This is a genomic window from Streptomyces sp. NPDC041135 (assembly GCF_055592085.1).
The window spans coordinates 236591-247835 of sequence record NZ_JBVIYZ010000007.1 but is presented as its reverse complement, the minus strand read 5'-3'; the positions used below and the strand labels follow the sequence as shown (position 1 = coordinate 247835).

Here is an 11245-nt window from a genome sequence, read left to right as displayed (position 1 = left end):
GGCACGTCAGATGAGGGTGCGTTCGATCCGGCTGAGGGTGGCGCTCTTCCCGGCGTCCCTGCCGCCGGCGCCCTCCTCGGCGGGTGCGGGGCCCTGCCGTTCCATGGTGCTGCCCACGCGCTGGGAGAGCAGGTAGGCGATGATTTCCGCCTCCTGCTCCTGGACGTCGTCGTAGGTCGCGCGCAGGAGCATGTCACGCACGAGGTCGGGGTCGAGGTTGGGGAAGAGGAGGCGTGCGGTCGCCTCGTCCAGCCAGCCCGCCCCGCGGTGGCAGCAGATGATGTGGCCCAGCTCGTGCAAGATGATGTGCTCCTGATGCGCGCTGGTCGTGTTGGCGTCGTAGAAGATCAGGTCCTCGTCGCGGGCGGCGACCCACATGCCGCACGGGTGCGAGGCGGGCATCTGGAGCGGGACCAGCGTGATCGGGCGGCCGCGGACCTGCCCGAGGTGGCGGCACAGCTCGGCCACGTCGTCCACCTTCGGCAGGTCGAGTGCGGCGATGCGCCGCGCGCCGGCCTTGCGCAGCTTCTTGAGCTGGCTGCGGCGGTCCTGGTCGGCGGACCGGCCGATCTTGGGGGCCCTCACTCGGGCCCCGACGCGTCGGTGACCGGCGGCAGGCCCTGCAACTGGCGGTACTGGTCCATGATGGCCGTGATGGCCTGGAGGTTCTCCTTCTTCATGCCGGCCGCCCGCATCGCCACCGCGCGGACGCCCGCCTGGCGCAGTGCCTCGATCGCGGCGATCTCGCTGAGGACCGACTCGGCGACCTTTTCGTCGAAGAAGTAGGCGACCGAGACGCCGAAGAACCGGGCGAGGGCGGCCAGCAGATCCGGTGAGGGGTTGGAGCGTTTGCCCGTCCGCAGCTGCGACAGATACACACCCCCGACCTTCAATTCGGGGTTGGCCCGCTTCAGTTCCTCCGCCACCTCGGCGTTGGTCCAGTGTCTGCCCTTGGGCCGGACGGTCTTGAAGAGGTCGTCCAGACGCACTGCGAGCAGAGGCCGGTCGTCAGGTTCGGACACTGCGATTCTCCCTCCCGTCACCTCCTCGGACTTGCCCTCGGCTATCGGCAAGTCTCGCAGATTAGCTGTCAGTTGACAATTGGCCAGGACTCCGCCACCGTGGACCTCGCCAATAGCTGGCAGTTAACTTGGCTCACGGGGGTGGCCGAGTTGACTGCCGGCCGAGGTGGCCTGGCGCGGCCCGCGGGGGATGGGTCGTGCCAGGCCCGGCAACACCACCGGGCACGGCGTCCGCTTCATGAGGACACCGCCGGTGGGCACGGGGGAGCGTCGGCGCGGAAACGGGGGAACGGGAGAGCGGGGAAACGCCGGCGGGGAGAACCCGCCCGGTCCGACGGGGGATGCGGACCGGGCGGGAGTTTCTCAACCCGCCTTGCCGAGCCTACTGTAGGCGGAGGCGACTTTGGTGAGCCAGGCGACCTCGGCGCTGAAGTTGTCCGTATCCCGGTCCTCGAAATCGCCGACGTCCTTGTTGTCGTCGGGAATCGTGCCGGTGCGCTTGGCGAGAAGAGCCTGCCTGATCTGTGCCGCCTCGGCGAAGGCCTGCCGTGACTCCTCGCTCGCGCCCTGCGCGGCCGGTCCGGCGCCGTGGAAGGTGCGGTCGATGTAGGGGCGCAGATCGCGCCAGCCGTCGCGTATCTCCACCACGCGCCGGTGCAGGCGGTAGTTGAGGTCCGAGACGGCGGCGCCGGGCGGCTCCAGCACGATGTCCGGCGAGGACTCGTACAGATCCCGCCACAGCGGATACAGGGCCCGGTACGACCGGTAGCTGTGCACCCACTCCAGCGGCCTGCCCGCGTAGGCCGCCCACGAGGGCATGGTCAGGCTGAGGGAGAGCGTGACGATGCCCGCCGCGCTGAAGACCGACGCGGCCACCTTCCAGGCGCCGATGTCGGTTCCGGCCGCCGCGGTGAGGATGTTGACGGTCCGCGCCAGGCAGTACAGGAAGAGGATCACCGCCGCGACGGACAGCATCCGCAGCGCCTGCCGCAGCGAGGTCTTGTCCGTCATCCGGGCGTAGGGGCCGCACTGGCGGAAGATCGTCACGCACGGCACCGCCTGCGAGACGACGAACAGCAGCAGATAGGTCAGGACCAGCGGTTCCCCGCTGCCGTCGAAGTCCGACGCCGGGCGGCCGGGTCCGTCGGCGACGAAGAACAGCGCCGTCAGCAGCGCGTCCAGGGTGACACCGGTGATCAGCCAGTAGCGGGTCTTGCGCGCGGCCTCCTCGTCGTCGGCCGCCCAGCGCAGCAGGATGATCTGGGCGCTGACGCAGAAGGCGACGGCGGACAGGTGCATCACCAGGATGGCGAGGTTGCCGACGCCGAGGAAGCTGTCGCTGCTCAGGGCTACGGCACCCATGGTGAAGGTGAGGCACTGAAGCAGCAGAGTGATCACCAGGGTGCGGTAGGCACTGTCCCGCCGGCTGCGCCGTGCCTGGCACAGCCGGTACACGAGCGCGGCGTAGGACGACAGCGCCGCGATGACGAAGCAGAGGGTTCTTGTGGTGTTCACGACCTGATTCTCACGGGTGCCGTGGGCGGCGGTGGACGGATCAGTGGCCGGAGGCGCCGGCGGCGGCCGCGTCGGCCAGGGGGACGTCGAGACCGATGCCCTCGGCCGCGACGGCGACGGCGTGGTCGAAGAACACCACCTCGTCGCGGACGCTGTCGTGGGTGCGGCTGAAGACCTGGAACACCAGCAGACCGATGAGGCTGCTCCACAGCACGATGCCGCGCTCGATGATGTCCGAGAACGGTTCCCCGGGCGTCCCGCCGAAGAGTTCCACGGCGGCCGGCAGCAGTACGGACGGCCCGGGCAAGGGCCGCCGCGGCGGGGTCAGTTCGCCGGCCTCCAGCGCCGCGCCCACGATGCCGGCCAGCACGGCGGGGGTGCGAGAGGCGGGCGCTACCGTGTCCTGCGGGGCGTCGTAGCCCGGCACGGGGGAGCCGTACACCAGGGCGAACTCGGCGGGGTGGTCGAAGGACCACTGCCGCAACGCGCGTGCGGCCGCGAGGAGTCGCGCACCCGCCGGCGCGCCGGCGGCCCGCGCGGCCTGATCCGCCTGTTCCATCGCCGCGCCGGACGCGTTGTAGGCGTCGATCAGCAGGGCGGTCAACAGGTCGTCCCGGTGCGGGAAGACGGCCTCCACATCACCGGCGGCCAGATTGCCGCCCTTGGCGACGGCGTCCGACGACAGCCCGCTCGCGCCCAGTTCGGCGAGCAGACGGCGGGCCGTGGCCTTGATGGCCGCCGGGAGACTGGTGTTGTCCTCGGCGGCGCGAGTTCCGGATGCGTCCATGGCCAAACCGTACCGGTCGGTCACGACGGCCAAGAGCACGGCCGACCCGGCGCCACCGCCGAGCGTTGTGATCCAGCCACCTCCGCGAGAGCCCCGGCGGCCGGGACGGGACAACGGCCGGAACGGGTCCCGGCGGTCCGGACTCCCGTGCCACCCGGGAGGGTCAGGCGTCCGCCGTGGCCTGGGAGTCGCCGTGGGAGTCGGCGGGCGTGCCGCGGTCGGCCTCGTCCTGGACCAGCAGCGAGAGCAACGAGGCCACCGTGAGGCCCGCTTCGGCCGGGTGGCGCAGGATCCTGCCGGGGTCTATCCGGTAGTTGTTGGTGCGTCCCTCCCGGGTGTGGGAGAGGTAACCGTCGCGTTCCAGGTCGCCGATGATCTTTTGCACCGCACGCTCGGTCAGCCGGCAGTGCGCGGCGATGTCACGGATGCGGGTGCTCGGGTTGTCGGCGATGGCAGCCAGGACGCGAGCGTGATTGGTCAGAAACGTCCATCCGATGTGCGGCTCGGGCACTCCATCCATGGCTCCACCATAACCCGCCGCGATTCACGATTACAAAAGCACGTACTGTCTTTCGTGTATTGGTTGACGGGAATGGGTGTACCGGTGGAGGCTGGAAGCCGGCAGGAGACCGGTGATCGGGCGAGGGAGAAGGCAATGCCGGAGTCTGCGCCGCGGGCGCAGTCCCGCATCGTGGAGGACGCCGCAGGCAGGGACGGCGGGAGCGGTCGCGCGCCCGTGCCGTGCCGGGCGGCACTCGCGGTGGTGCCGGACGGTGAGCGCACGCGTGCGGTGCTGAGGGGTGAACTGGACTTCGACGCCGCCCGCTGGATCCAGCGCGAACTGGACGACGCGCTCGGCGCCTCGGCCGGGGGCATCGACGTGGACATGAGCGCGGTCGGGTTCTGTGACTGCGCCGGGCTGAACGTCCTGCTCGCCCTGCGCCACCGGGCCCTCGCCCAGGGCAAATGCCTCACCGTCGCGTCACCCGGCCCCGCGGTGCGGCGCCTGCTGGAGCTGACGGGCGCCGCGGATCTCTTCGACCAGCCGGCCCCGCCTCCCGGCCCGCCCGCCGTGCTCTCGCGGACCTGAACCCGGCCCCGGTGGACCTGCCCCGGGCAGCGGCAGGTCGTTCAGCTTTCAAGAGGGGTATGCCGCCGCGCACGCGGTACCTCGTACCTGCTGTCACACCAGCCCCGATCCGCGGAGGCACCCATGCCACGCACCTCCAATATCGTCCTGTGCGCCGTGACCGGCGCTCTGGTTTCGTCCCTGGTCGCCGCCGTCCCGGCCGAGGCCCTCGCCCCGGCGGCCGCCACCGCGCCCGCCTGCAAGAACGTCACCCTCGCGTGGGCCGGCGGCACCGCACGGGCCGGGGGCGGGGGAGACCGGCAGCGGACGGCCGTCGTCCGGGTGACGAACACCGGCCGCCAGGCCTGCGCCCTCCTGGGCGCCCCCGCGGTCACCCTCACCACGAACGGCCGGCCGGAGTCGCTGATGCAGCAGCCGGGCGGCAACAGCGTCTACCTGAGCGCCGGCAGGTCCGCGACGTTCACGATCACCTTCCTCAACGACAGCGGCACGAAGGGCAACCAGACCATCCGGCCCGACCAGGCCGTCGTCACCCTCCCCGGCGGCACCGTCAAGACCCTGCACTGGACGTGGGGCCGGATCACCCGCCAGGAGGCCGCCGCGCGCCCCGGGAACTTCGTCGGCCCCCTCGCCTGACCCGCGCCCGGGGCCACGGCCGGTGCGGCCGCCCGCGGCCCGGGGCGAGATCGCCTCGAGATGCTGGGTGGTCGCCGGACGGCTAGCGTGGAGGGGAAGGCCGCGTTCCGGGCGGTGCGCCCGTCGCCGCCGGCACCGGTCCCGTACGCGGGGGCCGGCAGGCCGGCCGCACAGGCGGCGCCTCCCACCTCGCGCGGCACCCCCTACGACCGCGTCGTGCTCCGTCCACGGCGGTCGCGGCCATCCGTCTCGTACCGGCGAAACCCGACGAGGGGATGGAAGGAAGGTAGACACATGAACACACAACGCGCCAGGCGTCTCGTCGCAGCGTCCGCGGTGGGCCTTCTCATGGCCAGTGGTGCTGCCATCGGTGCAGCAGGTTCGGCCTCGGCGGCCACCCCGGCCGGAGCGACCAGCAACGTGGGCCGTGACTGCTTCAACCGCGGTGGCTGGTGGTACGGCAACTGCAACTACGGACGAGTGGGCGGCGGGGACATCTTCCACAGCGGCCTCGTCGGCACTGGTGTCGTGGTGATCGTGGTGAGCTGACCGACCCACCGGCCGGAGAGCTGGCGCAGGGACGCGGTGGCGCATGCCGCCCGGCCCGGCGTCAGCTCTCTCCGCATGCGGGCGGCCCGGACCGCCCCCACAGTGGGTGTCATGGCCGACGATCAGCTCATCGTGATCTATCCCCCCGCCGAGGACGGCGGCCGCCGGGTCCGCGCCCGGGAGCGCTTCCTGGGGATGGCGTACGGACCACTGGACGTCGTCGAGTTCCTCCGCCTCGCGGGCCTCGACGACGTGGACGAGGACTGGGTACGGCGGTCCGGCGCGATCGAGTGGCGCGGCGGCGGCGCGGAGGTGTGGCAGCACTGAGCGGGGCCCGGTCAGTGCTGCCACCCCATCGCCCCGGCGTGCGGCACGACCGGCCCGGGCGAGAGCGTCCACCAGCTGCGCACGGCTCATGCCGGACCGGCCCGGGACACCCTGCTCGGTGGCCCGCCGGTACAGCTCCGCCTTGCTCAGCCCCCGCAAATCCTTCTTCGGGCGGTCGCCGGCTCCGAGGCCCTGCCCGTCCCCTCCACGCCGGCACCGCCTGCCGTGCCGCGCGCGCCGGGTGCGGCACGCGGAGCAGCCCGGCGCGGACCAGGGCTGTTCGGGAGACGGCCGGGGTGCCGAGCGGTCGGGGCCGTCGTAACGTGGCAGTCGTGCCGCGCGGCGCAGCTGCCCTGGCACAGTGGCCGCAGCGGACCTCCGGGTCCGCGACTTCACCCTTTGGCCGGCCGGACGCTTCGCGCTCCGCGTGAACACCGGCGCCTGTGCCAGGGCAAGCACACACCGGCGCCGCCTCGCCGGAGCGCCGGCACCGGTGTCCGGTTCGTGACGGAGATCCGCTCGAGGACGGGTCCGGGTGCCCTCGGCGACCGGGTGACCCGCGGTGGACGGGAGGTCCGGCCGGCGACACGCGGCTCACCCCGGTGCGCACCGAACGAATCGCCGCGATCCGGCAGCAATCAGCAGCATTGCAGGCCGGCGGGGTGGCGCCGGGGTCGATTTCCCACCACCTCGGGGTTGTTGCTCTCTGGAGTTGAGCGGATTTGGCGTGTAGCGTCGTTCGCAGATGTCGTGGTTCGCAGTACCTGCCCGCGCCGTGGTGCGGGCGTTTTGCTGTGCAAGTGCTTGAGGACCAGGACGATCACCACCCCGGGTCTGCACGGTGCGGACCCGACATCGACTGAGAGGCACGGCATGGCCAGCGGAACCGTCAAGTGGTTCAACTCTGAAAAGGGCTTCGGCTTCATCGCGCAGGACGGCGGCGGTCCCGACGTCTTCGCGCACTACTCGAACATCAACGCCAGCGGCTTCCGCGAGCTCCAGGAAGGCCAGGCCGTCACCTTCGACATCACCCAGGGCCAGAAGGGCCCGCAGGCGGAGAACATCACCCCCGCCTGACCGCGACCGCCTGAGCCGGTCGCGTGATCCTCAGCCCCTGCGCGGGGGGACCGGGTGAGCCCCAGCGGCTCACCCGGTCCCACCCCCAGGGGCTGAGGGCTGTACGGGCACCGGCGGGCAGCCGGCCAGGGACGTGAAGTCCCTTCCCTGTCGCACCTGTTGACGGCGGTCGGTCGTGGTGGTTCAGTGGCTCAGCCACTGAACCACTGACTCGTTGGGGGCCCGGGTGGACGCACTGCCGCGCGAGACGATCGTCGATGTGCTGGAACAGCGCCTGCGCGAGGACATCCTCGCCGGGCGGCATCCGGCCGGGAGCTATCTGCCACCCGAACGGGAACTGGCCGACGGGTTCGGGGTCACCCGCACCACCCTCAAGCACGCCTTCGGCCGGCTGGCGCACGCCGGACTGCTGGAGACGCGGCACGGCGTCGGCACACGGGTGCGGGACTTCCTGCGGCTGGGCGGCGCCGACCTCCTGCCGATGCTGGTGCGGCACAGCCCCGACTGGCTCGACGAGATCTTCGAGGTGCGGCGCGGCATCGGCGCGCTGATCGCCGAACGCGCGGCGGCCCGGGCCACGAAGGCCCAGGTCGCCGAGGTACGGGCGCTGCTCGCGGCCGTGAGGGAGGCGGCCGGCGGCGAGCCGGTGCAGCTGGCGGACGTGGAGGTGCACCGCGCGCTGGCCCGCGCCACCGGCAACCGGGTGTACGTCCTGCTGACCAACACCCTGTTCAACGCCTACCTCCCGCTGCGCTCGGCGCTCGCCGGGCCCTTCCAGGACGCCCGGGCCGCGCACGACCGTCTCGCACCGGTCGTGGAGGCCGTGGCCGCCGGCGACCGGGCGGCGGCGCGCACCGCGGCGGACGCGTACCTGTCGGAGACGGAACGCGTCATGCTCGACGGCCTGGCGGCCGGCCGGGGACACCGGGACGGTGTCCGGTGACCGCGCGCGGGACGGTGTTCCGGGAGACGATGCTGGGCCGGGTACGCCTGGCCGGCGCGGACCGCGAGCGCCCGGTGCGGCTCGACCTGCTGGTCGGCGCCGACGCCGTACCGCTGCCCCGGCGCACGACGCGGGCCCGGATCACCGGACGGGTGCGGATCGCGGGCCGGGCCGACGACGCGGCGGCCGCCGGCGAGATGGAGATATCGCCGCTGGCCCGCCGCAGGATCCGCTACCGGATCACCTTCACCATGGCGGGCCGGCGCCTCACCCTGGACGGCTGGAAGTCCATGTCGCCCCGGCACCCGCTCACCTCGATGACCGTCCTGCCGTACACCCTGTACGACGACGCGGACGGCACCCCCGTCGGCGAGGGCACCCTGCGCTTCCCCGTCACGACCGGCCTGCTGCCCTTCCTGGCGAGCTTCCGCTTCCCCCGCACGGCCGCGCCCACCGCCGTACCCCGGCCGGCGGCCCGCTGGGACGGCCGGCCCGGGCGGACCGAGGTCTGGTACACGACCCTCACCGACCCGGCGACCGGCAGCGGGGTGTGGCTGCACCACGAGCTGGTCGCGCCGTCCGACGGCCGCGCCCCCTACGCGCACGGCTGGGCCGCCGTCTTCCCCCCGGACGGGCCCCCCGAGCACGCGCGCTTCGGACCCCTCCCGTGGGACTCACCCCCGGAGGGCTTCGCCGCCGGCGACGTCAGCGCCCGCCCCGGCCGGCTGACCGGCTCCGCCGGGACGCTGACCTGGGCGCTCACCGAGCGGCCGGAGGGCCCGCCGCTGCACACCTTCCCCCGCTGGTCCTGGCGCCACCCCTGGCTGCCGGCCTCCCACATGTTGCCCGCCACCCACGCCCGCTACAGCGGAACCGTCCGCCACGGCGCCGGCGAACTGCGCCTGACCGGCGCCCGGGGCGCCTCCGCCCGCATCTACGGGCACGGCAACGCCCACCGCTGGGCCTGGCTCCACGCGGACCTGGGCGGCGGCGACGTCCTGGAGATCGTCGCCGCGGTGTCCCGGCGGCGCGGACTGGACCGGCTGCCGCCCCTGGTCTTCCTGCGGCTGCGCCGCGGCGGCCGTACCTGGCCCCGGCGCGCGGAGCGCTCCGCCGTGGGCTGGGCCGGACCCGGCCGGTTCCGCGCGGACATCGGCCTGCCCGAGTGGCGGGTGACGGGCAGGGCGGGCCTGACCCGCATCCGGGTCGCCGTGACCCAGCCGCCGCAACGGACGCTGACCCTCGGCTACACCGACCCCGACGGCGCCACCGCGGTCTGCCGCAACAGCGAGCGCGCGGACGCGGTGATCCGCGTCGAGCGCTGGCGGGGCGGCTGGCGGCCGGCGGCCACCTGGCGGCTGCGCGGCACCGCGCACGCCGAGGTCGGTGAGCGATGAGGACGTCGGACACCACCGCCCTGGCCGGCCTCGCCGCGGCGCTCCTCGCGGACGACGGCACGGCCGCCTGGACGCGGGCCGTGCCGGCGCGGGCCCGGACGCTGCTGGCGGCCATGCCCGCACCCGCCCGGGCGGCGGTGCGCGGCGCGGCCGCGGCGATCGACGCCTACGCCGTGGCCCGCACCGGCAGCCGGCTGGCGGCCCTGGACGCGGCGGGGCGCGAGCGGGTCATGGCGGCGCTCGCCTCCCGGCCGCCCCTGCTGCCGCTCCTCGACGCGGTCAAGCTGCCGCTGCTGCTGGCGGCCGGCACCGAACGGACCCTGCACCTGCGCGGCGCTGCCGCCGCGCCGCCCGCGCCGGGCGACCCGCCGCTGAACTGCACGCCCTCCCGTGAGTGGCCGACGCGGTCCGCCGCCGACGCCGTCGTCGTGGGATCGGGCGCCGGCGGGGCCATGGCCGCCCGGACCCTCGCCCGCGCAGGGCTGCGCGTCGTCGTCCTGGAGGAGGGCGAGCACCACACCACGGCGTCGTTCGCCCGCCGCGCCCCGCTCGACCGCTTCACCGACCTGTACCGCGACGGCGGCGCGACCGTAGCCCTCGGCCGCCCTCCGCTGGTCCTGCCCGTGGGCCGCGCGGTCGGCGGCACCACCGTCGTCAACTCCGGCACCTGCTACCGCACTCCGGAACAGGTCCGCGCGCGCTGGCTGCACCGGTACGGGTTCGCTGCCGCCGAGGGCCTCGACGTCCACCTCGACGACGTCGAACGCACCCTCCGGGTGGCCCCCCAGCCGCCGGCGGTCCTCGGCGAGAACGGACGGCTGACGCTGGCCGGAGCGAGGGAACTCGGCTGGGCGGCGGCCCCGCTGCGGCGCAACGCGCCGGGCTGCGCGGGCTCCTGCCAGTGCGTCGTCGGCTGCCCCACGGGCGCCAAACAGAGCGTCCAGCTGTCCGTGCTCCCCGACGCCTGCGCGGCCGGCGCCCGCATCGTCACGGGCGCCCGGGTCCGGCGGATCCTCACCGACCACGACCGGCCGGGCGGGCGCCGGGCCGCCGGGGTGCTGGCGCACCGCCCGGACGGCAGCGCGCTGGAGATCCTCAGCCCTCTCGTCGTGGTCGCCGCCGGCGCCCTCCAGACCCCGCCGCTGCTGCGCCGCTCCGGCCTCGGACACCACCCACGGCTCGGCCGCAACCTCAGCGTGCACCCGGCGATCAGCGTCGCCGGCCGGTTCGGCCACCCGGTCACCGCCGGGCCGGGCGCCGTGCAGAGCGCCGCCGTGGAGCACCTGCGCGACGACGGCATCCTGATCGAGGCCACCGCGGCACCCCCGGGCATGAGTTCCTTCGTGCTGCCCGGCGTCGGCCGCGCACTGCGCCGCGAGCTGGAAGGGGCGGACCGGCTGGCGACCCTCGGCGCCATGATCGCCGACCGCCCCTCGGGCCGCGTCCTCGGACGGGAGCGCACCCTGCCGCGCTACGACCTGGCGCCGCGTGACGCCGGCCGCCTGCTGCGCGCCCACCGGGCCATGGGCAGGCTGCTGTTCGCCGCGGGCGCCGAGGAGGTGCTCACCGGCGTCCCGCACGCGCCGCGCGCCCGGACCCCGGCCGAACTGGACGCCCTCCTGGGCACGGTCACCGTGCGCCACCTGCACCTGTCGGCGTTCCACCCCACCGGTACGGTCGCGGCCGGCGCCGATCCCGAGCGGTCACCGGCCGACCCGCACGGCCGGCTGCGCGGCGTGCGCGGCGTGCTGATCGCCGACGGCTCCGTGCTGCCCAGCTGTCCCGAGGTCAACCCGCAGCTGAGCATCATGGCGGCCGCCCTGGCCGTCACCGGCGCCGCCGTGCGGGAAGCCGGCGGCGAGCCCCAGGGCAGGTCTCCGGCCGTGAGCCCGAGGAGGTGAC

General features: G+C 74.0%; 13 protein-coding genes. 8 read left to right on the top strand and 5 right to left on the bottom strand.

Annotated elements, in window-relative coordinates; translation table 11 throughout:
* Window positions 1–6: 6 nt before the first annotated feature.
* From ACZ6CZ_RS19050 to ACZ6CZ_RS19030, 5 genes are all read right to left on the bottom strand, one after another.
* Complete coding sequence (locus ACZ6CZ_RS19050; protein WP_469022197.1) at window positions 7–585, bottom strand: toxin; 579 nt, start codon at window positions 583–585, stop codon at window positions 7–9.
* Window positions 582–1022: a helix-turn-helix domain-containing protein gene (locus tag ACZ6CZ_RS19045; protein ID WP_469022194.1), complete on the bottom strand. Its 441-nt coding sequence runs from the start codon at window positions 1020–1022 to the stop codon at window positions 582–584. The genes ACZ6CZ_RS19050 and ACZ6CZ_RS19045 overlap by 4 nt, the downstream gene beginning before the upstream one ends.
* 363 nt (window positions 1023–1385) lie before the next feature.
* Window positions 1386–2537, bottom strand: a complete 1152-nt coding sequence (locus ACZ6CZ_RS19040) for an MAB_1171c family putative transporter (protein ID WP_469022190.1) — start codon at window positions 2535–2537, stop codon at window positions 1386–1388.
* A gap of 40 nt (window positions 2538–2577) precedes the next feature.
* Window positions 2578–3324: a TetR-like C-terminal domain-containing protein gene (locus tag ACZ6CZ_RS19035; RefSeq protein WP_469022187.1), complete on the bottom strand. Its 747-nt coding sequence runs from the start codon at window positions 3322–3324 to the stop codon at window positions 2578–2580.
* Between the two features lie 163 nt (window positions 3325–3487).
* Window positions 3488–3844 carry a helix-turn-helix transcriptional regulator gene (locus ACZ6CZ_RS19030; protein ID WP_469022185.1) on the bottom strand — a complete coding sequence of 119 codons (357 nt, stop codon included), beginning with the start codon at window positions 3842–3844 and terminating at the stop codon, window positions 3488–3490.
* Between the two features lie 135 nt (window positions 3845–3979).
* Here ACZ6CZ_RS19030 and ACZ6CZ_RS19025 point away from each other — a divergent pair, with 135 nt between their 5' ends.
* The 8 genes from ACZ6CZ_RS19025 to ACZ6CZ_RS18990 all read left to right on the top strand — a co-directional run bounded on the left by ACZ6CZ_RS19025 (window position 3980) and on the right by ACZ6CZ_RS18990 (window position 11244).
* A complete protein-coding gene (locus ACZ6CZ_RS19025) occupies window positions 3980–4414 on the top strand; it encodes an STAS domain-containing protein (RefSeq protein WP_469022183.1) in 435 nt (144 codons plus the stop codon).
* A gap of 123 nt (window positions 4415–4537) precedes the next feature.
* Entirely contained in the window at window positions 4538–5050 is a 513-nt protein-coding gene (locus ACZ6CZ_RS19020) for a DUF4232 domain-containing protein (RefSeq protein ID WP_469022180.1), read from the top strand.
* Window positions 5051–5344: 294 nt separating this feature from the next.
* Window positions 5345–5599 carry a hypothetical protein gene (locus ACZ6CZ_RS19015; RefSeq protein WP_469022177.1) on the top strand — a complete coding sequence of 85 codons (255 nt, stop codon included), beginning with the start codon at window positions 5345–5347 and terminating at the stop codon, window positions 5597–5599.
* 111 nt (window positions 5600–5710) lie between these two features.
* The gene (locus ACZ6CZ_RS19010) at window positions 5711–5926 is read left to right on the top strand and encodes a hypothetical protein (RefSeq protein ID WP_469022175.1); all 216 of its coding nucleotides are present in this window, start codon (window positions 5711–5713) and stop codon (window positions 5924–5926) included.
* 873 nt (window positions 5927–6799) lie between these two features.
* The gene (locus ACZ6CZ_RS19005) at window positions 6800–7003 is read left to right on the top strand and encodes a cold-shock protein (RefSeq protein ID WP_059190954.1); all 204 of its coding nucleotides are present in this window, start codon (window positions 6800–6802) and stop codon (window positions 7001–7003) included.
* A 226-nt stretch (window positions 7004–7229) separates the two neighbouring features.
* Window positions 7230–7946 (top strand): FadR/GntR family transcriptional regulator, encoded by a 717-nt coding sequence (locus tag ACZ6CZ_RS19000; protein WP_469022172.1) that lies wholly within the window; start codon window positions 7230–7232, stop codon window positions 7944–7946.
* Window positions 7943–9343: a hypothetical protein gene (locus ACZ6CZ_RS18995; RefSeq protein WP_469022170.1), complete on the top strand. Its 1401-nt coding sequence runs from the start codon at window positions 7943–7945 to the stop codon at window positions 9341–9343. The genes ACZ6CZ_RS19000 and ACZ6CZ_RS18995 overlap by 4 nt, the downstream gene beginning before the upstream one ends.
* Window positions 9340–11244: a GMC family oxidoreductase gene (locus ACZ6CZ_RS18990; RefSeq protein WP_469022167.1), complete on the top strand. Its 1905-nt coding sequence runs from the start codon at window positions 9340–9342 to the stop codon at window positions 11242–11244. Before ACZ6CZ_RS18995 ends, ACZ6CZ_RS18990 begins: the two co-directional genes overlap by 4 nt.
* The last annotated feature ends 1 nt before the right edge of the window (window position 11245 follow it).

Bases quoted from the DNA above. Each gene is read 5' to 3' on its own strand.
- ACZ6CZ_RS19035 (WP_469022187.1), bottom strand. From the start codon at position 3,324: ATGGACGCATCCGGAACTCGCGCCGCCGAGGACAACACCAGTCTCCCG.
- ACZ6CZ_RS19030 (WP_469022185.1), bottom strand. From the start codon at position 3,844: ATGGATGGAGTGCCCGAGCCGCACATCGGATGGACGTTTCTGACCAAT.
- ACZ6CZ_RS19025 (WP_469022183.1), top strand. From the start codon at position 3,980: ATGCCGGAGTCTGCGCCGCGGGCGCAGTCCCGCATCGTGGAGGACGCC.
- ACZ6CZ_RS19020 (WP_469022180.1), top strand. From the start codon at position 4,538: ATGCCACGCACCTCCAATATCGTCCTGTGCGCCGTGACCGGCGCTCTG.
- ACZ6CZ_RS19015 (WP_469022177.1), top strand. From the start codon at position 5,345: ATGAACACACAACGCGCCAGGCGTCTCGTCGCAGCGTCCGCGGTGGGC.
- ACZ6CZ_RS19010 (WP_469022175.1), top strand. From the start codon at position 5,711: ATGGCCGACGATCAGCTCATCGTGATCTATCCCCCCGCCGAGGACGGC.
- ACZ6CZ_RS19005 (WP_059190954.1), top strand. From the start codon at position 6,800: ATGGCCAGCGGAACCGTCAAGTGGTTCAACTCTGAAAAGGGCTTCGGC.
- ACZ6CZ_RS18990 (WP_469022167.1), top strand. From the start codon at position 9,340: ATGAGGACGTCGGACACCACCGCCCTGGCCGGCCTCGCCGCGGCGCTC.